Annotated in this window: 13 protein-coding genes, 1 rRNA gene and 1 pseudogene; 8 read left to right on the top strand and 7 right to left on the bottom strand. The window is 64.9% G+C overall.

What is annotated here, in order from left to right; translation table 11 throughout:
* Positions 1-112, top strand: a 5S ribosomal RNA gene (rrf, locus tag ACVOLI_RS16965); the annotation flags it as partial.
* Between the two features lie 354 nt (positions 113-466).
* Here the strand turns inward: rrf and ACVOLI_RS16960 are convergent.
* The 4 genes from ACVOLI_RS16960 to ACVOLI_RS16945 form a co-directional block, all read right to left on the bottom strand.
* Positions 467-1,339 carry a methylglyoxal synthase gene (locus tag ACVOLI_RS16960; RefSeq protein ID WP_481615314.1) on the bottom strand — a complete coding sequence of 291 codons (873 nt, stop codon included), beginning with the start codon at positions 1,337-1,339 and terminating at the stop codon, positions 467-469.
* Between the two features lie 390 nt (positions 1,340-1,729).
* Positions 1,730-3,175: an FAD-dependent oxidoreductase gene (locus ACVOLI_RS16955; protein WP_481615313.1), complete on the bottom strand. Its 1,446-nt coding sequence runs from the start codon at positions 3,173-3,175 to the stop codon at positions 1,730-1,732.
* Positions 3,176-3,306: 131 nt separating this feature from the next.
* Complete coding sequence (gene gltB / locus ACVOLI_RS16950) at positions 3,307-7,761, bottom strand: glutamate synthase large subunit (protein WP_481615312.1); 4,455 nt, start codon at positions 7,759-7,761, stop codon at positions 3,307-3,309.
* A 294-nt stretch (positions 7,762-8,055) separates the two neighbouring features.
* Positions 8,056-8,442 (bottom strand): I78 family peptidase inhibitor, encoded by a 387-nt coding sequence (locus ACVOLI_RS16945; RefSeq protein ID WP_481615311.1) that lies wholly within the window; start codon positions 8,440-8,442, stop codon positions 8,056-8,058.
* 116 nt (positions 8,443-8,558) lie between these two features.
* On the opposite strand from ACVOLI_RS16945, the gene ACVOLI_RS16940 reads away from it, so the two are divergent.
* Positions 8,559-9,578 (top strand): DNA topoisomerase IB, encoded by a 1,020-nt coding sequence (locus tag ACVOLI_RS16940; protein WP_481615310.1) that lies wholly within the window; start codon positions 8,559-8,561, stop codon positions 9,576-9,578.
* A gap of 7 nt (positions 9,579-9,585) precedes the next feature.
* Here ACVOLI_RS16940 and ACVOLI_RS16935 read toward each other — a convergent pair whose 3' ends face one another.
* Entirely contained in the window at positions 9,586-9,915 is a 330-nt protein-coding gene (locus ACVOLI_RS16935; protein WP_481615309.1) for a hypothetical protein, read from the bottom strand.
* 285 nt (positions 9,916-10,200) lie between these two features.
* Between ACVOLI_RS16935 and ACVOLI_RS16930 the strand changes: the two genes are divergently transcribed.
* The 3 genes from ACVOLI_RS16930 (at position 10,201) to ACVOLI_RS16920 (ending at position 13,624) form a co-directional block, all read left to right on the top strand.
* Positions 10,201-11,316 carry a saccharopine dehydrogenase family protein gene (locus tag ACVOLI_RS16930; RefSeq protein ID WP_481615308.1) on the top strand — a complete coding sequence of 372 codons (1,116 nt, stop codon included), beginning with the start codon at positions 10,201-10,203 and terminating at the stop codon, positions 11,314-11,316.
* Positions 11,317-11,413: 97 nt separating this feature from the next.
* Positions 11,414-11,800, top strand: coding sequence for a BlaI/MecI/CopY family transcriptional regulator (locus tag ACVOLI_RS16925; protein ID WP_481615307.1), 387 nt, complete (start codon positions 11,414-11,416; stop codon positions 11,798-11,800).
* Positions 11,801-11,803: 3 nt separating this feature from the next.
* Entirely contained in the window at positions 11,804-13,624 is a 1,821-nt protein-coding gene (locus ACVOLI_RS16920; protein ID WP_481615306.1) for a M56 family metallopeptidase, read from the top strand.
* Positions 13,625-13,762: 138 nt separating this feature from the next.
* Here ACVOLI_RS16920 and ACVOLI_RS16915 read toward each other — a convergent pair.
* Both ACVOLI_RS16915 and ACVOLI_RS16910 read right to left on the bottom strand, forming a co-directional pair.
* Positions 13,763-14,896: pseudogene (locus tag ACVOLI_RS16915) on the bottom strand (ribonuclease H-like domain-containing protein); the annotation flags it as partial.
* Complete coding sequence (locus ACVOLI_RS16910; protein ID WP_481615305.1) at positions 14,848-17,331, bottom strand: DEAD/DEAH box helicase; 2,484 nt, start codon at positions 17,329-17,331, stop codon at positions 14,848-14,850. The pseudogene ACVOLI_RS16915 and the gene ACVOLI_RS16910, both read right to left, overlap by 49 nt.
* 202 nt (positions 17,332-17,533) lie before the next feature.
* Here ACVOLI_RS16910 and ACVOLI_RS16905 point away from each other — a divergent pair, with 202 nt between their 5' ends.
* The 3 genes from ACVOLI_RS16905 (at position 17,534) to rlmF (ending at position 19,904) form a co-directional block, all read left to right on the top strand.
* On the top strand, positions 17,534-18,022 hold the full coding sequence (locus tag ACVOLI_RS16905) for a hypothetical protein (RefSeq protein WP_481615315.1): 489 nt from the start codon (positions 17,534-17,536) through the stop codon (positions 18,020-18,022).
* Between the two features lie 77 nt (positions 18,023-18,099).
* Positions 18,100-18,762, top strand: coding sequence for a dTMP kinase (gene tmk, locus ACVOLI_RS16900; RefSeq protein ID WP_481615304.1), 663 nt, complete (start codon positions 18,100-18,102; stop codon positions 18,760-18,762).
* 161 nt (positions 18,763-18,923) lie between these two features.
* Positions 18,924-19,904, top strand: coding sequence for a 23S rRNA (adenine(1618)-N(6))-methyltransferase RlmF (rlmF, locus tag ACVOLI_RS16895; protein WP_481615303.1), 981 nt, complete (start codon positions 18,924-18,926; stop codon positions 19,902-19,904).
* Positions 19,905-20,000: the final 96 nt, after the last annotated feature.

The following is a 20,000-nucleotide window of genomic DNA, read 5'->3' as shown; positions in this document are numbered from 1 at the left end:
GATGAAATTAGCGCTATGGAACCACCCGATCCCATCCCGAACTCGGAAGTGAAACGTAGCCGCGCCGATGGTAGTGCAGCCTAAGCTGTGCGAGAGTAGGTCATCGTCAGGATTCAAACCAAAAACCCCGCTGCCAGAAGCAGCGGGGTTTTTCTTTGCTTGCAGTAAAAGCGGGCTTTTGGCAGCGGTGGCAGGCTTTTGTGGGAGCGGCGTAAGCCGCGAAGCTGATAGAAACAACGATGCGGAAAGGCTTGAGCGAAGCCAGAAGCCAGAAGCTCCCCTCATCCCAACCCTTCTCCCGTAGACGGGAGAAGGGCTAAAACAACAGCAAGAGCGACGGCCAAAGCCAAAGCCAAAGCCAAAGCCAAAAGCCAAAAGCCAAAAGCCAAAAGCCAAAAGCCAAAAGCCTTGGGGTTCTGTAGGAGCTGCTTGGAATGCCCCTGCCGAACATGGTTCGGCACTACGGTCAGGCTTTCTGGCGTATCTGCGCGGCAGTTGCCCAGCGGGCTGCGATATTGGGCGCGGTGATGCACACCGCCTCATCGGTGACCGTGGTCACTGCGCGCTCGAGCAGCTGGATATCCGCTTCATGCTGGCGCGCCACATGCGGATCTTCAAAGAAGATCGCGCGTTGGCAGCGATGCTCAAGTACACGGTCCGCAATCTGCGCGTCGCCGCCTAGCGGGCCGCTCTGGAAGCGGTGGATCCATTCCTGGTCGCGCGGCCAGCCGCGGCTCCAGGCCATCTCGTTCAAGCGTTGACCGGTGGTGCCGGTACCGATGCGGTGTTCGAACTGCGACAACACGTCGAAGTGCTCTGATGCGAAGGCGAGCATCTGTGGCTTGCGCGCATCGTGGGCGATCAGCGCGAGCGTCTGCTTGCTGAAGTCATGTAGATCGTCGGCGCCCGGGTCCGGTGCGAGGCCGGCGTGGATGCGCTCCATTTCAATCCAGTCACGCGCGGTGGCCACCGTGGAGATGAAGGGTTTTCCGTGGATGACGCACTGGCGCTTGAGCGCGATGGCTTCCGGGAACACCGACGAGGGATCGACCGGGTCAATGAAGTAGATCGCGCCATCGAGTGTGCGCTCCGGGGTGCCCATGCCTACGACTTCGGCCACGAGCTTCATCAATCCGCCTTCGCGGCCGTTTGGGTAGCGCTGAAGTCCGGGGTAATCCTGCAGAGGATGAGTGCCGGCAATGGCGTCGTAGGTGCGGCCAACGGCGTGCAACTCCACTCCCAGTTCGCGTATTCCGCTTTCGCTGGCGCGCAGCCAACGGAACAACGCAGCGTCTGCGCTTTCGTGATGGAGACGGTTTGCTGCCAGGCCGATGCGCATTGCGATTTCTCTTTGTGCGGAGTTCTTGAGTGTAGGGCAGCTGCGTGTCGGTTGGTTGGTGGCCTTGGAGTCAAAGCCATGCCAGAGCAGGAGCTCCCCTCATCCGCCCATTCGGGCACCTTCTCCCGCAAGCGGGAGAAGGGAGCAGGTCGTTACTACGCGAACTGATGGTTCAGAGCCACTGCCACAGCCACAGCCACAGCCAAAGCAACAGCCAAAGCAACAGCAGCAGCCAAAGCAACAGCCGAAGCCGAAGCCAAGGGCCGAAGCAGCGAGCTTGGCAGCCGTCAGACAGAAAATGCCGAAGCAGTCCCCTCTCCCGCTTCAACGGGAGAGGGGTAGGGGTGAGGGCGCCTTCAGGTTCTAACGATTTTCCGCGCTTGCTGAGCTCTACCGCTTCAACAAAGCAACAATGCTCTCAGCAGCATCACGGCCTTCAGCAACCGCCGTCACCACCAGGTCCGCACCGCGAACCGCATCACCACCGGCAAACAGCTTGGCGTTATGGGTCTGGAACGGCAGGCGCGTAGCACCACCGGCAATGATGCGACCGTTACTGCTGGCCTCCACGCCCTGCGACGAAAGCCATTCTGGCAATGTCGGCGAGAAGCCGAACGCGATGATCACCACATCGGCTTCCAGCAGCGATTCGCTGCCATCAATGGCCACCGCATTGCGACGACCATTGGCGTCCGGTGCGCTCAACTCGGTCTCGACCACGGTCACGCCGATCACTTCATCGTCAGCGCCCGCTTCAATCGCCAACGGCTGGCGGTTGAACAGGAAGCGCACGCCTTCTTCACGGGCATTGGCGACTTCGCGCGCCGAGCCCGGCATGTTGGCTTCATCACGACGATACGCGCAGGTCACCTTGGCCGCGCCCAGGCGGATCGCGCTGCGCACGCAGTCCATGCCGGTGTCACCGCCACCCAGCACCACCACGCGCTTGCCGTTGAGGTCGGGCAGGGCGATCTGGTCTTCCCAGCCGGCAATCGGCCGACCCTTGGGGTCGTTGCCACTGACAATGCGGCTGTTCTGCACCAGGAAGGGCAGTGCCGGCAGCACGTTCTTCAGGTCCTGCCCGATCAGGCCACCGTCGGTGTAACGGTAGGCACCGGTGCCGAGGAACACCGCGTCGTAGTCGCTCTGCAGTTGTTCGATGCTGATGTCGCGACCGATCTCCACGCCCAGGCGGAACTGTATGCCCATGCCTTCGAGGATTTCGCGGCGGCGGTCGATCACGCTCTTGTCCAGCTTGAAGCTGGGGATGCCGAACTGAAGCAGGCCACCAATCTGTTCGTAGCGATCGAACACCACGGCCTGCACACCGGCACGCGCCAGGCGATCAGCGCAGGCCAAACCCGCGGGGCCTGCACCAACGACGGCCACGCGCTTGCCGGTGCTCTCAACGGCATGCAGATCAGGTTTCCAGCCAGTGGCCAACGCGGTATCGACGATGTACTTCTCGACCGCGCCGATGGTGACCGCGCCGAACTCTTCCAGCGTGCAGCTGCCTTCGCACAGACGATCCTGTGGGCAGACGCGGCCGCAGACTTCCGGCAGTGGGTTGGTCGAATGGCAGAGCGTCGCCGCCTCGTGGATGCGGTCTTCCTGCACCAGCTGCAGCCACTGCGGGATGGCGTTGTGCACCGGGCACTTCCAGCTGCAATACGGGTTGCCGCAATCCAGGCAGCGGCCGGCCTGGTACTGCGCATCGCCCTTGTCGAATTTGCCGTAGAGCTCGCCCCAATCGCCGGACGTGCGCAATTCCACCGGAATGCGCTGCGGCATGGTGCGGGGCAGATCGAGGAACTGGAAGGCTTGCTTGCGGCTCATGGGAACTCGTTACGTCTGGAGGAGCCCTTCTCCCGCATGCGGGAGAAGGTGCCCCGAAGGGGCGGATGAGGGGCTCTTGAAGCTGCCCTCACCCCGGCCCTCTCCCGCAGGCGGGAGAGGGAGACAGTGCGTCAGGCTGCGCGGCGTAAAGATTCGGCCAGCGACTCGATGCTGGCGGCCTTGGGTTTGACCAACCAGAATTTGCCGACGTAATCGCGGAACTCATCGAGGATCTGCTGCGCCCAGATGCTGCCGGTCAACTCACGGTGGCGGCCGATCAAGGTATGCAGGTGCTGGCGGTGGTTCTCGAAACCTTCGGTCGAGATGCGGTGGATATCGATCAGCTCGTGGTTGTAGCGGTCGACGAAATCGCGATCGACGTCGAGCACATAGGCCAAACCACCAGTGAAGCCGGCACCGAAGTTCAGGCCGACCTTGCCAAGCACCGCGACCACGCCGTCGGTCATGTATTCGCAGCAATGGTCGCCGGCGCCTTCAATCACCGCCAGTGCGCCGGAGTTGCGCACGCCGAAGCGTTCGCCGGCGCGTCCTGCGGCAAACAGCTCGCCGCCGGTTGCACCGTATAGGCAGGTGTTGCCGATGATGGCGGTGTTGCGAGCCTCGAAGCGCGCGCCGCGCGGTGGACGTACCACCAGGCGGCCGCCGGCCATGCCTTTGCCGACGTAATCGTTGGCTTCGCCTTCCACTTCCAGGTTCAGGCCGCCGACGTTGAACGCGCCGAAGCTCTGCCCGGCAGTGCCGCGGAAGCGCAGGTTCAACGGTGTTTCGCTCATGCCGTGGTTGCCATGCGCGCGGGCGATGGTGCCGGACAGGCGCGTGCCCACCGAGCGGTCGGTGTTGTGGATCAGGAAGCGGTGCTCACCGCCCTGCTTGTTGGCGATGGCAGCGGCGAGCAGGTTGTCCATCTGCGTGGCCAGGCTGTCCGGCGACTGGTACAGGCGCTGCGCGGCGCAATGCGCGCCGTCGTAATGCGCAGGCGCGAGCAGGCGCGACAGATCGACCTTGACGCCTTCGCGCGGCGACACTTCCAGCTGCTGCAGCAGATCGGTGCGGCCGACGATTTCATCCAGCGAACGCACGCCCAGATACGACAGCCATTCGCGCACTTCCTCGGCCAGCAGGCGGAAGAAGTTCTCCACGCGCTCCGGCAGGCCGGTGAAGTAACCCGCGCGCAGGCGCTCGTCCTGGGTGGCCACGCCGGTGGCGCAGTTGTTGAGATGGCAGATGCGCAGGTACTTGCAGCCCAGCACGATCATCGGCCCTGTGCCGAAACCGAAGCTGTCGGCGCCGAGCAGTGCGGCCTTGACCACATCCAGGCCGGTCTTCAGGCCACCGTCGGTCTGCAGGATGGTGCGGCTGCGCAAGTCGTTGCCGACCAGTGCCTGGTGCGACTCGGCCACGCCCAGCTCCCACGGCACGCCGGCATAGCGGATCGAACTGATCGGCGAGGCACCGGTGCCGCCATCGTGGCCGGACACGGTGATCAGGTCGGCACCGGCTTTCACCACGCCCGCGGCAATGGTGCCGACGCCGGCATGCGAAACCAGCTTCACCGACACCAGTGCATCCGGATTGACCTGCTTCAGGTCGTAGATGAGCTGTGCCAGATCTTCGATCGAATAGATGTCGTGATGCGGTGGCGGCGAGATCAGGCCGATGCCGGGCTTGGCGTAACGCAGGCGCGCGATCAGCTCGTTGACCTTGTGGCCGGGCAGCTGGCCACCTTCGCCGGGCTTGGCGCCCTGCGCGACCTTGATCTGCAGCACTTCGGCATTGACCAGGTATTCGGCGGTGACGCCAAAGCGGCCGGAGGCCACCTGCTTGATCTTGGAACGCTTCTCGGTGCCGTAGCGCGCGGGGTCTTCGCCGCCTTCGCCGGAGTTGGAACGGCCGCCGAGCCGGTTCATCGCGATCGCCAGCGCTTCATGCGCTTCCGGCGACAGTGCGCCCAACGAGATCGCAGCGGTATCGAAACGCTTGAATAGCGCTTCGGCCGGTTCCACCTCGTCCAGCGGCACCGGCGTTGCCGCCCGCTTGAGCTGCAGCAGATCGCGCAGCGCCGAGGTCGGGCGCGAATGCACCGCGTCCATGTACTTGCGCCAGTCTTCGGCATCGCCGGTGCGTGATGCGCGCTGCAGCGTCATCACCACGTCCGGGTTGTACATATGGTATTCGCCGCCGTGCACGTACTTGAGCAGGCCGCCTACTTCCGGCTGCGCCAGATCGTTCCAGGCACGCACGGTGAGCTCGCGTGCTTCGGTATCCAGGCGTGCAAGGCCCACGCCGCCGATGCGGGCAGCAGTATCCGGGAAGCACAGTTCAACCACGTCCGGATCCAGGCCGACAATTTCGAACAGCTGCGCGCCGCGATAACTGGCAATGGTGCAGATACCCATCTTTGAGATGATCTTGCTCAGGCCCTTGTAGATGCCCTTGCGGTAGCTGCGGCCGATCTGTGAAACCTCACCGCCCTTTTTCAATTGCAGGATGCCGCGCCGGCCCAGGTCGAACAGTGTCTGGTAGGCGAGATACGGATACACCGCGGTGGCACCAAAGCCCAGCAGGCAGGCCATGTGGTGCGCGTCGCGGGCGGTGCCGGTTTCCAGGATCAGGTTGACGTCGCAGCGCAGGCCAACCTTGGACAGATGGTGATGCACGGCGCTGGTGGCCAGCAGCGCATGCACCATCGGCCGGTCGGCGACCGGGTAACGGTCGGACAGCAACAACATCACCACGCCATCGCGTGCAGCTTGTTCGCATTCGGCGCAGATGCGCTCGATGCCGGCCTTCAGGCCTTCTTCGACGCTGTAGGACAGGTCGATCAAACGATTGCGCTCGACGTACTGCTCCATCTTCAGCAACTGGCGCAGCTTGCGCTGGCTTAGTACCGGCGAGTTGAGGATGACGTGGTTCACCGTTTCCGCGCCGGCGTGGAAGATGTTGGTCTCCTTGCCGAGCTGGGTGGTCAGCGACATCGCGCATTCTTCGCGCAGCGGATCGATCGGCGGGTTGGTGACCTGCGCGAAGGCCTGGCGGAAGTAGTCATACAGCGGACGGGTGTGGCGGCTGAGCACGGCGATCGGCGTGTCATCGCCCATCGAGCCAGTGGCTTCCTGTCCGGTTTCGGCCAGCGGCCGCAGCACCTGCTCGAGTTCTTCGGTCGTGAGCTGGAACAGCTTGTGGTAACTGCGCAGCGTCGCTTCGTCGAACGGTTCCTCGGCCAGCGAGGGATCGATCAGCTCGGTCTGCAGGTAGGTCACGCCCTGGTGCAGCCATTGCTTGTACGGTGCACGTGCACGGTTGATGCGGTCGATGGCTTCGGAATCGAGCAGGTCACCCCGCTTGAGGTCGATGGCCATCATCTGGCCCGGGCCGAGCTTGCCCTTGCGCACCACGCGCTCGGTCGGCACTTCCCATACACCGGCTTCGGAGGCGACCAGGAAATGGCGATCGGAAGTCAGCATCCAGCGTGCCGGACGCAGGCCATTGCGGTCCAGCGTGCAGGCGGCATAGCGGCCGTCGCAGGCGACGATGCCGGCCGGGCCGTCCCACGGCTCGCTGTTCAAGCCATAGAACTCATAGAACGCAGCGAGGTCGGCGTCCTTGAATTCCAGCGACTGGGTTGCCGGCGGCACCAGGATGCGCAGCGCCTGGATCAACTCCATGCCACCGGCCACCATCAGCTCCAGCATGTTGTCCATGCTCTGCGAATCAGAACCGTGCATCGAGATCACCGGGTCGAGCTCGGCGATGTCGAACTTCGGCGTCTTCCACACCTTGCTGCGCGCCTGCGCCCAGTGGCGGTTGCCTTCGATGGTGTTGATCTCGCCGTTGTGGGCGAGCATGCGGAACGGATGCGCAAGCGGCCAACGTGGCATGGTGTTGGTGGAGAAGCGCTGGTGGAACACCACCACGCTCGATGCCAGCTCGTGGCGCTGCAGGTCCGGGTAGAAGGTGCTCAACTTGTCCGGCAGCACCATGCCCTTGTAGCTGATGGCTTCGGCGCTGAGCGTGGTGACGTAGTAGTCGGCGACATCGCGCAGGGCCTGTTCGCTGCGGCGGCGGGCCATGAACAGGGCCAGTGCGAATTGCTCGGCGCTCTGCTCGATGTCGGCATCGACGAACACCTGTTCGATCTTCGGCAGCGTGTCGCGCGCCAGCTGGCCACAGACGCTGTCATCGGTAGGGACTTCACGCCAACCGCGCGGATGGCAGCCGGCGGCACGCAGCTGTGCATCCAGTTCGGCGCGACATCGCTGCGCAGCGTCAGCATCGTGCGGCAGGAACACAACTCCGGCGGCGAAGTTGGGGCCGAGCGCGATGCCGGCTTCTTCGGCCAGCTGGCGCAGGAACACGGTGGGCTTTCGCAGCAGCAGGCCGCAGCCGTCGCCGGTGAGACCGTCGGCGGCAACACCACCGCGGTGGGTCATGCGCGACAGGGCGGCGATGGCGGTATCCACCAACAGGCGCGATGGCTGGTCGTCGAGCTGGGCGACCATGCCGAAACCACAGGCGTCGCGTTCGTCTTGCGGGTCGTAAAGCCCTTGCGGGGTGCGGACTGCCATCTGTGCCTCGGTGCGATTCAGGTGAGCGGCGACACTCCTGCCCGCTCGCTGAGCACGTCATGCACATCAGATGGATCGCGTCGTGCTGTTGGGGTAAGACCCGACGTACGCCGTTGCGGCGTATACGCCTGATCCAAGCGCCCTCGCGCCCACCCAATGGACGCAACGTGCTCTACCTGGAGCGCACCTTGAGGTCACCGGATGGCTCGACTAAATCACAGTTGTTGCAACGCCGCAATACATCGTTGCGAGCGCAACCAAAGCCTTGCCCAGCAAGGCTTTGGCGCTGCCAATTCAGCCGCAGCGGACGCCGCTGACCGCGCCCTTTTCATCCAGTTCGATGTTCAGGCGCTCGCCGATGAACTCCATCGTGACCGGCTGGTTGGGCTTGAGCACGCGCACGTCGGTGGCACCGGCGTCTTCCTTGGCCTGGGCCTGCATGGCATCGGTGTAGGTCTGGCCGACCAGACCCTGCACCTGGCTGGCGTCGCAGGCGCCCGGCGGCGGCGTGGCTTCAGCGGGCGCAGCAGCGGCTTCAGCGGCCTGCTGGGATTGGTTCAGTGCCTCATCCTGTTCTTCCGGGGCCGGCTTTGTGCAGGCGCTCAGGGCCAGCAGCAGTGCAGCGGTGGCAATCAGGGCGGCGGGGCGGCGCAGGGCGCGCGGCGTCGACGGGAATTGCATCGGAACTCCAAGCTATTGAGGGTCAGCCCAAGCATATCGCCAAGTGACGGCCATGTTGACGCTGCGTCGCAAAGCACTGCGCGATACTCCGCCACCGTTTATCTGCTGGAGCAGCGATGGCCGCGACATCGGCAGGGTCTGCGTTGCGTCATAGCCATGACGGAGAACCGGGCATTCACCGCCAGCGCACCGGGCGTGGCTTCCGCTACGTGGATGCGCGTGGCAAGGCGGTGCGTGCAGCGGCAACGCTCGAGCGCATACGGCGCCTGGCCATTCCGCCGGCCTATACGCAGGTGTGGATCTGCGCGCAGGCCAACGGCCATCTGCAGGCCAGCGGTCGCGATGCGCGTGGTCGCAAGCAATACCGTTACCACCCCGACTGGGTACGCACGCGCAGTGACAACAAATTCGATCGCATCGTTGCATTCGGCAAGGCATTGCCTGGCCTGCGTCGCCGGGTACGCAGCGATCTGGCCTTGTCCGGACTCCCCCGCGAGAAGGTGTTGGCGATCGTGGTGGCGGTGATGGGCCGCACGCTGGCCCGCATCGGCAACGATGCCTATGCCCGCGACAACCATTCCTTTGGGCTGACCACGCTGCGCAACCGGCATCTGGAGCGTGCTGGCGAAGGCAAGGCGCGGCTGCGCTTCCGCGGCAAATCCGGGCAGGCACAGGCCATGGTCATCGATGACCGGAAGCTATCGACGCTGGTGCGGCGCTGCCAGCAACTGCCGGGGCAGCTGCTGTTCCAGTACTGCGACGATGACGGCAAGGTGCGGCCAGTAAACTCAAGCGACGTCAACGAGTACCTGCGCAACGCCACTGGCGCCGACTTCAGCGCCAAGGATTTCCGCACCTGGGGTGGCACGCTGGTGGCGTTGCGTGAACTGGCCCAGCTGCCGGTGCCTGAAACCGGCGGCGAGCGCGCGCTGAGCGCATTGCAGAACCAGGTGATCGCCGCAGTGGCGGCGATGCTGGGCAACACCTCGGCGGTGTGCCGCAAGGCCTATATCGATCCCTGTGTCTTCGATGGCTGGCGTGATGGCCGGCTGAGCACGATGCGGTCGCTACGCGGGCCCCGCCAGTGGGAAACTGCAGCACTCCGTTTCCTGCGCGTCGCGCATCGGGCCGGCTGAGCGCGACTCAGCCGCAGCGGATGGCAGTGATGTTGTTGGTTCGGCCCACTTCGATGGTCAGGCGCTCGCCGCCCGTCGATGCCTGGGTCTGGATGGAGGCCGCGCTGTCGGGTTGGTCGTTGCCGCGCACCACCTGCACCTGCAGGCTGTCGCTGTCCACGCGCGCGCGCTCGATGGTATCCGGCCCGGCGGCAAGGCCGACCGCACCGCGCACCATGTCGGTATGGCATTGGCCGGAGATGACGCCATCGATGGGTTGAACCTGACTGACCGGGGTGGTGCTGCAGGCGGTGGCGACGATGGCGCTGAAACTGGCGATGACCAGCATCCGGTACATGGCGGACTCCAGGTGGTGGTATGCATGCAGGGTGCGGTTGTTTGTGTAAGAGCGGGATGAAGAGACCTGGTTCCGATCGAGCGCAGCGCATCCACTCCCTCCCTTTCGCGCAGCGAAGGGGAGGGTCGGGGAGGGGTGCTCTTCGCAGCAAAGCCAGACAACCAGCACGAGCAACGGCCAAAGCCACCCCCTCCCAACCTCCCCCTTGGCTGCGCCAAAGGGGAGGTGCCAACGCAGTTCATTCCTCGCTGATAATCCACCCAGTAATCAACGCAGGAAGATCCGATGTCGCAGCAGGAAAGCTGTCGTGTTCTGGTGTTGGGCGGTTACGGTCATTTCGGCGCGCGCATCGTGCGTGCGCTTGCGATCACGCCAGGCATCAATGTCATAGCTGCGGGCCGCAACCCAGCGCAGGCTGCGGCGCATCTACCCGGTTTGGATCTGGCGGCAATCGAACTATGTCGATTGGATACCGCCGCCGCTGATTTCGAAGCAAAGCTGGCGGAAACGCGAGCGGCACTGGTCATCCACACCGCCGGGCCTTTCCAAGGCCAGGGTTACGACGTGGCGCAGGTTTGTCTGCGCGCCGGCATGCACTACATCGATCTGGCCGACGGTCGCGATTTCGTCGCGGATTTCCCGCAGCAGCTGCAGACCTTGGCCGAGCAGGCACAGCGCAGCGCGATCAGCGGCGCCAGCACCTTGCCGGCGCTGTCCAGTGCGGTCGTGGATGCACTCGCCCCGCAGTTCGATCAGCTGCACAGCATCGACATGGTGATCGCACCCGCACAGGCCACGCCGCTGGGCATGGCCACGGTGCGCGCGGTGCTGTCGTATTGCGGCAAGCCGTTCGAGTGCTGGGTGGATGGCCGCTGGCAGCCGGTGATCGGCTGGGCCGATCCGCAGCCGGTGCGCTTCGCCCGCATCGGTCCGCGCCTGGCTTCGCCCTGCGATGTGCCGGACCACACGCTGCTGGTGCAGCGCTATCCGGGCGTGGCGACCGTGCGTTTCCGCGCGGCGCTGGAGTTGCCGTTCCTGTCGCGCTGTCTGGCTGCGATGGCCTGGCTTCGCCGCGTTGGTCTGCCCTTGCCGATGGAAGCGCTGGCCGGCGTATTCGCCCGCGCCGGTCGCTGGTTCGACCGCTTTGGCACTGATCTTGGCGGCATGCGCATCACCTTGCGTGGTCAGCGCGGCGGCCTGCAGCACACCGTGCATTGGGATTTGACCGCTCCAATGCTGCACGGCCCGGAGATTCCCACCTTCGCCGCCGTGCTGCTGGCGCGCCGCTTTGCCCGTGGTGAGGCGCTACCGACCGGTGCCCATGCCTGCCTCGGCCTATTGAGCCTTGCCGAGTTTGAAAGCGAGTTCGCGCGCTGGCAGATCGACAGCGCTGTCAGCTGAATCATTCAGCCCGACATCGGGCAGGGTGCCATCCGGGCTATTGACTACAAATGTAGGCAGATCTACCGTGACGACAAATGTAGTCACGGAGACGGCCATGAGCCGCAAGACCATCGGGGACCAGGAACTGGCCCTGCTGCAGTACATCGGAGAGAACGAACCCACCAGCGTCGGCGAGGTTGCCGCGCGCTTCGGTGAGGCCCGCGGACTGGCCCGCTCCACCGTGCTGACGATGATGGAGCGCCTGCGCACCAAGGGTTACCTGCAGCGCGAGCAGGACGAGGGCGTGTACCGCTACAGCTCCACCGCCGAACAGCAGGACGTGGTCAACGGCGCGGTCGGCAGCTTCGTCGAGAAGACCCTGCAGGGTTCGATCTCGCCGTTCGTGGCGTGGATGTCGGAGAAGGCCGAGGTCAGCGACAACGAGCTGGCCGAACTGGAAGCACTGGTCAGCAAGCTGCAATCGCAGCGCCGGGAGGACTGAGCCATGTCGATGACGCTTGAGTTGTTGGGCAGCCGCTTGCTGGCGACCAGTGTGCAGACCGCGCTGTTGGCGGGCCTGGTGTGGTTGCTGTGCCATTACGTGCGGCGCCTGCCGGCCAGCACCCAGTGCGCGCTGTGGTGGCTGGTGGCGGTGCAGGCCGTGGTTGGCCTGTTCTGGGCGTCACCGCTGGAGTTGCCATTGCTACCTGCCGTCGATGCTGCACCGATGGTGGCGCAGGCTGCAGTAACCGCTGCACCGGTGACTACCGCGCCGCTCATCGTGATGCAGCCCTTGCCGGCGGACAGCAGTTGGTCATGGAGCCTGGTGCTGATGGCGATGTGGGCTGCTGGCGTACTGGTGATGGCATTGCGCACCGCGCTGGCGTATCGCGCCAGTCGTGCCCTGCTGCGTGCCGCGCAGCCCTGCCACGATCACAAACTCAACGCCGCGCTTGCGCTTGCCGCTGATGCGCATGGCCTGCGCCGCGCACCGCGCTTGATGCTCAGCACTGCGATCGACTCGCCGCAGCTGATTGGCCCATGGCGTCCGGTGTTGCTGCTGCCGGCGCGTGGCCTGCAGCGCATGGGTGACGACCAGCTGGACATGGCCCTGACCCACGAACTGGTGCATCTGCAACGCCATGACCTGTGGCTGGGATTGGTGCCAGCAGTTGCCCAGCACCTGTTCTTCTTCCACCCGGTAGTGCACCTGGCCGCCCGCGAATACGGCATTGCCCGCGAAGCCGCGGTGGATGCCGCGGTGGTCGCCGGTGACCGGCACTGCCGCCAACACTACGGACGCCTGCTGTTGCAGTTGGGCGTTGCTCCCCGGCCGGGTGCTGGTTTGGCCAGCGCGTCGCCGACCTTCCTCAGCCTCAAGCGGAGATTGCTCATGTTGCAGGACACTTCTTCCTTCCCGCGCGTCGGTGCGGCCTTGATCATTGCCGCCGTCGCCCTGGTCGGCGTGGCACCGTTGCGGCTGGTGGCGATGCCGGTACCGCCCGCGCCGCCGGCACCACCCGCACCTGTGGCAGCGCCCGTCGCCCCGGTTGCGCCAACTGCACCGGTTACACGTTCGGTGTCGCGCACGGTGGTTGCTGGTGCTGCGGTACCCGCCGCCCCGCCTGCGCCGCCCGCTCCACCGGCGCTGGCCGTACCACCCGCCCCGCCTGCCGCCCCGCCCGCACCCGCTGAACCATTGCGTACGCAAGGCGTGATCCACCTTTCCAGCAACCAGAACGCCGATGGTTATGTATTGATCAAGGGCAACCACAACGTCATGAATGGCAGCGTCGCCGACCTGCGCGAAGCCAAGCAACTGGACGACGGCAAGGGCGTGCTGCTGGTGCGTCGTGATGGCAAGCGCTATGTGGTGCGCGATGCGGCAACCTTGTCGCGCTTCCAGGGGTTGTATGCCGAAAGCGTGCGTCTGGGTGATGCGCAGGGCCGCCTGGGTGACCGGCAGGGAGCCTTGGGCGACCGCCAGGGGCAGATCGGTGAGCGCATGGGCGAGATCGGCGCACGGATTGGTGAGCTGGCGAGTGAGCAGGCGGAGTTGGCACTGAGTTCGGGTGAACGCAGCGATGCACAGCGGCGCGCATACGAAGCAGCGCGTCGCAAGCTGGAACAGGCCCGCGAGGAAATGGACAACCCGGCGATGCGTGCGGAGATGGAAAGCCTGGCTGCGCAGCAGAGGGAATTGGGCAAGCAGCAGGCCGAGCTGGGCCGGCAGCAGGCGGCGGCCAGTGCCAAGGCCAATCGTGATGCCGAGCAGATGATCCGCGAAGCGATCAGCAGTGGGATTGCGCAGCCGCTTGGTGGTTGATGTTCCGGGAGGGTTTGCTGGGGCTTGGTTTTAGAGCTCAAGCAGAAGCCCCCCTCCCCAACCCTCCCTTTGGCGCAGCCAAGGGGAGGGTTGGGGAGGGGTAAGCTCTTCAAGCAACGACTGACGAGCAACTGAAACTCAGCCCTCCGCCTCCAGTGCCAACTCCGCCCGCTCATCCGCTTCCGCCTGTACCAGGCGCAGGAACAACAGCGCCAAGGTCACCACGTCCTGGTGGTTGTGTTCGCCAACGCGGCGCAGATTGCGCGCGCTGCCGCCACGCAGATAACTCAACCATGCTGCAGGCGCTTCCGAACCCGGCAAGTCATCCTCGCGGGCGATCAGCAGCAACTGCCGCTCGATGGTCGCAAGCCGGCAGTTCTCCCAGGTACCGCGATAGCGACGGCGGGTCGGGAACAGCAGGTCCACGTGATCCAATGCGGAAATCGGATCACCGCGCCGCGCCAGCCGGTAACGCGTCTTCAACAACGGCGCGTCATAGCAGCGCCCGTTGTAGCTGGACAGCACGGTCTCCGGTGACAACCAGCTGGCGAACAACTCCAGCATCGCGCTCTCCGCGCCCATCGTCGACATCAGCAGCTGGCGCACGCGCAGGCCTTCGCCGCGCGCTGCATCGTGATGCCAGTCGGCGGCGCCGATCATGAAGGCGCGGGTACCGGTGCCGCCGGCCAGGCCGGTGGTCTCGGTATCGAAGAACAGCAGGTCCTGCGGCGCGACGGATTCTTCAGGGCGCTTGCTGAAAGCCAACGACAGCGGTTGCGTTGGAATCGCCTGCGGGATGAAGGCTTCGATCAGATGCAGTCCGGGGGCGATCTCGGTGCCGGGTAGATCGCGATCAATCGGGCCACGTTCGACGGCTTGTGCAGGAGCGATGGCGCGGTTGCGTGTCGCCAACAAGCGCCGCAACGCAGCGCCATCCTGTGGCGCTGCGGGTTTGTGCTGGATCTGATCGACCCAGCCAAACACCGAAGATTGCTGCTTCGGCTGTTGTAGGAGCCGCGTCAGCCGCGCAGCCGATACAGTTTCCGCGGCCGACGAAGAACCAGATGCATCCGGAGTAACGGGCACTGCTGCAGCGTCCACCATTGGTGGCTTCGCGGCGGACGCCGCTCCTACAACAACTGGGGGCCCCGCTGATTCCGCAGGTGCTGCCGTCGCCAGCCCCGCCTGTTTGCGCAGGGCTTTCAGTTTGTCCAGGCTGATGCTCATGGCAGCAGGTCGACGGCCTCGTCCATGACGATGGTCGGCACCTGATCGCAGCGCTCGGCAGACAGCAGCGACAACACGGTCAATGCCAAGGAACGCGGTGTTGGTCCCTTGTCATCTTCCTGCGCAGCCAGCACCGGACCAACACAAGCCGGGCAGCCCGCATTGCAATCACAACGCTCCACCAGCTCCAACGCGCGTTGCACCAGCTCGCCCTGGCGCTGCCATAGCGGTTCGCTCAGGCCCACGCCGCCGGGGAAGTTGTCGTACAGGTATACCGTGGGCACGAAGCTCTGCATCAGTTCCACCGTGGCTTCACCGGCTTCATTGCCGCGCAGCTGGCCGCGGCCGGTCTGGTCGGCAATTGCAAACCAGGCACCATCGCCATTGCCCACTGCTTTCTGCAGATCGCGGGCGTCGGCCATCACCGCGACGGTGGCAACGATGTGCAGTGCATAGGCGGCACCGAGGAAACCATCCAACGCATCCTGCTTCTGCGCGAAGCTGCGCAGCAGCGTGGCCTGCGGCAGCTGCCACCAGACAGAGGTGGTATGCAGTTCCTGGTCGGGCAGGTTGACCGGGCCGTAGCCGATGTTCTCGTGCGTGTAGTAGCGGATCTTCTTGTAGCCGGCCACGCGTCGCACCACATGCACTTCGCCGTGATGCGAATCACCACGGCCGGCGCCGTTGCCATCAAACCGGTCCAGTACCTTGAGCTTGGTGTAGTCGATGCTGTCGGTGTAGTAGTCGACATGCGTGCGGGTGACGTAGGCCTTGCGGCCGTCCCAGTCCAGCCGCTCCACCTGGTACGGCGTGCTCTGCACCATGTGGATGGCGCCTTCGTACAACGTCAGCGCAGCGGCGGAGTAATCTACCTCGGCGATGATCTGCTGCTTGCCATCGCTGCGGTCCACCACCACGAAGTTGCCATCGGCAACCGCGCGCAGGCTCACCGCATTGGCGGGATAGCTGTCTGCGATCCACTCCCAGCGGTCGCCTTCCTGATGCACCACTTCGGTTTCGGCCAGCGCCTGCAGGAATACCAGCGGATCGATCGGCCCGAACGGCTCAGCGGCCAGGAACGGCAGCTCGAACGCTGCGCAGCGGATGTGGTCGAACAGGATCAGCGGCTGGTCCGGTGAAATGCGTGCGTGCTCCGGCGTCGCGTTGGCAAAGAAATCCGGATGCCGCACCACGTACTGGTCCAGCGGCTGGCTGCTGGCCACCATCACGCCCAGCGCGGCCTGCTGACGACGACCGGCGCGGCCGAAGCGTTGCCATGTCGCCGCAACGCTGCCGGGGTAGCCGTTGAGGATGACCACGTCGAGCGCGCCGATATCCACGCCCAGCTCCAGCGCCGAGGTGCTGACGATGCCGTCGATGTTGCCGGCGCGCATCGCCCGTTCCACCTCGCGGCGCTCGGTCGGCAGGTAACCACCGCGGTAGGCGCGGATGCGCGCCGGCTTGCGCGGGTCGTTGTCGAAGATGTCCTTCAGGTACTTTGTCAGCACCTCCACCATCAAGCGCGTCTGTGCGAACACCAGGGTCTTCAAGCCGCTCTTGATCGCGATGCGGGCAATGCGGTTGGCCTGCGAACGCGCCGAGGCGCGCAGGCCAAGGTCCGGGTTGATGACCGGTGGGTTCCACAGCAGCACGTGCTTGGGCCCGGTCGGTGCGCCGGACTCCGTGATCGCATGCACCTTCTCTTCCACCAGCGCCTCGGCATGCGCATGCGGGTTGCCGATGGTGGCCGAGCACAGGATGAACTGTGGTTGCACGCCGTAGAACGCGCAGATGCGCTTGAGCCGGCGGATCACGTTGGTGACGTGGCTGCCGAACACACCGCGATAGGTATGGATCTCATCGATCACCACATAGCGCAGGTTCTCGAAGAACTGCGCCCATTTGGTGTGATGCGGCAGGATGGCCTGGTGCAGCATGTCCGGGTTGCTGACCACGATGTCGCCATGCAGGCGGATAGCCTGCCGCGCATCGCCGGGCGTATCGCCGTCGAAGGTGAACGCCTTGACGCCGAGGTCACCGGCGCGGTTGAGCTCCAGCAGCTCGGCCACCTGGTCCTGCGCCAGCGCCTTGGTCGGGAACAGGTACAAGGCCTTGGCATTGCCCTGCATCGCCGCGCTGACCACCGGCAAGGTGTAGCACAGCGATTTGCCGGAGGCGGTAGGTGTGACGATGGCGACGTGCTCGCCCCGCTGGCTGGCGTCCCAGGCCTCGGCCTGGTGCGAGTACAGCTGTTCGATGCCGCGCGCCTTCAGTGCGGCTTTCAGCGCCTCGGGCACGTCATCGGGAATCGGCGCATAGCTGCCTTCGCGGCCGGGAAGGGTGAAGCTGCCGGTGACCCGGTCCTTGTAGCGCCGGGCCAGGCGCTGGCCGAGCAGCGAGCCGTCACGCGAAGGCAGGCCATCGGTGGTTGCCAGCGCCCGTTCGCTGGCTTCGGTGCGGGGAGCGAGGGAGAACGCCATGCACGCAACTGCCGATCAAAGAACGTATGGAAGCATATTGGTGTCTCACGCCGTGAGACCCATTGGGATTACGACATGCTGAACGGACGCCGGCGTTCCAACAAAATGTGAAGGACTGCCTGCGTATGCTGCAGGCGACGCGCAACAGGCAGGGTGGGTGGCTGTGGCATTACCGGCAAAATGGAGCATATGGTTGGCCGGCATGATGCTGGCGGGGACGGCGCAGGCACAGCAGGCCGTGCCTGCAAGCACAGCGGCCTCGCCCCCCGGGGCCGTGGTGGTTCAACCCGAAGATGCCGACAACGCGCAAACCAATCCGAGTGATGTCGTGGAGGTGCCGGCGCAAGGCAACGTCACCACCCTGGGCGAGGTGCGTGCCATCAAGCCCGAGGACGACGAGCCGCTGGACCTGTACCGCTTCAAGAACCCGGTGCAGGCCGCGCCCAACCGTTTCAGCAAGAACTGGAGCGAGCCACCGACGCCCGAGCAGGTCGGCATGAGTGGCGGCTACCTGATGATGGGCATCGGCTATGGCCTGATGAAGGCCGCGCAGGGCCTGAACAAGCTCACCGGCGGCCCCGACCAGATCCAGTCCGCGATTGCCCGGCCACCGCCGGAGCTGACCGAGGACGAGCAGCGGCGGGCGGCCGAGTACTGCGCGATCAACGGCTGCACCGTGCCGGAACGCTGATACGGGGGCTGTTCCTGGCATGGCGGCAGCGGCGTCAAGCCGCGCGGTATCGGCCGGATCCGATTAAAGTAGCGCCCATGGATAACCAACAGATTCCCGGTGGCCTGCTCATTGCCATCGAAGGCATTGATGGCGCTGGCAAGACCACGCTCGCTCACACCCTGGCCCAGCACCTGCGCGCTGCAGGGGCACAGGTCGTACTGGGCAAGGAACCGACCAACGGCCCATGGGGCACCCGCCTGCGCGCCACCGCCGCCACCGGCCGGCTGAGCCCGGAGCAGGAGGTCGAATACCTGCTGCACGACCGTCGCCAGCATGTGGAAGAGGTCATCACCCCGGCCCTGGCCCGTGGCGAGATCGTCATCCTCGATCGCTACTTCCCGTCGATGGTCGCCTACCAGGGCGCCGCCGGCCTGCCGCTGGACGAGATGCTGCAGGCCAACGACTTCGCGCCGCGCCCGAATTTGCTGCTGTTGCTCGACCTGCAGCCGGAGCAGGGCCTGGAGCGCATCCGCGCGCGTGGCGACAAGCCCAACCACTTCGAAACCGCACAGAACCTGGAGCGTTGCCGGCTGATCTTCCAGCAGCTGGAGCTGCCCAACAAGCAGATCATCGACGCCAGCCGCAACGAAGCCGAAGTGCTGCGCGATGCGCATGCGGCGATTGCCGCGGCCTTGGCGTTGCGCGTCGGTGAAGCGGGTGCGCAGCTGCTGCAGAACGTGCAGGGTTTGGAGCTGTAGAAGGCTGTTGAACCTGTAGGAGCGGCGTAAGCCGCGAAGCTGACAATGCCTCAGGTGCAGGCAATACATGTCATCTGCTGCTGTACGTGCTTCGCGGCTTACGCCGCTCCTACAAGCACACTGATTGCCCTGGTTCGTCACCCCTAGCGCTCAACAAGAACATGATTTCCCGGCTACAACGCTCGAACAGGCAAGCAGCGGCACAGCCGCCGCTGCATCCCCGCAACCGTCACCAGGGCCGCTATGACCTGGTGCGGCTGGTCGCGGCAAATCCGGCCTTGCGTGCGCACCTGATCCGTACCCCGGCCGGCACCGAGAGCATCGATTTCAGCAACCCGGCTGCCGTGCGCGAACTCAACCGCGCGCTGCTTGCCAGCGATTACGGCATCCAGCAGTGGGATATTCCGGAGGGTTACCTGTGCCCACCGGTGCCGGGCCGGGTCGACTATCTGCATGGCCTGGCGGACCTGCTGGCTGCAGACAACAACGGCGTGATCCCACGTGGCCCCGGCGTGCGTGCGCTGGACGTCGGCGTCGGCGCCAACTGCATCTACCCACTGCTGGGGCAGGCCGAATACGGTTGGCGCTTCCTTGGCAGTGATATCGATGCGGATGCCTTGAAGGCCGCCAATGCCAATGTGCAGGCCAATGGTCTCGGCCAGATCATTGAACTTCGCCAGCAGCATGCACGCGGCAATCTGTTCGCCGGCCTGCTGCAGGCCGATGAGCGTTTCCACGTGACCCTGTGCAATCCGCCGTTCTACGCATCGGCCAAGGAGGCCGCGCAAGGCAGTCAGCGCAAGCTGCGCAATCTCGGCGGCGCGCAGGCACGCACCAGCAAGGCACCCGCGCTCAACTTCGGTGGCCAGGCCAACGAGCTGTGGTGCACCGGTGGCGAGGCTTCATTCCTGCGACGGATGATCCGCGAGAGCATGGATATCCAGCATCAGGTGCTGTGGTTCAGTTCACTGGTGGCCAAGAGCGAGCATCTGGCCGACATCCACAAGCAGCTGGGCAAGGTTGGCGCAGCCGAGGTACGTGAAGTGGCGATGGCGCAGGGCAACAAGCAGAGCCGCTTTGTTGCCTGGAGTTTCCATTCAACCGCTGCGCGCAAGGCGTGGTTGCAGGCAACGCAGGCCTGAATCGTCAGACCGTAGCCCGGGTAAGCGCAGCGCACCCGGGAAGTGGGGAGCAGGAAGTCTTTCCGAGCACGCCCCAACAGCCCGGGTGCGCTGCGC

The organism is Stenotrophomonas sp. STEN029 (assembly GCF_056760015.1).
The sequence above is the reverse complement of the archived record's forward strand: the minus strand, read 5'-3'. Positions and strand labels throughout refer to the sequence as shown.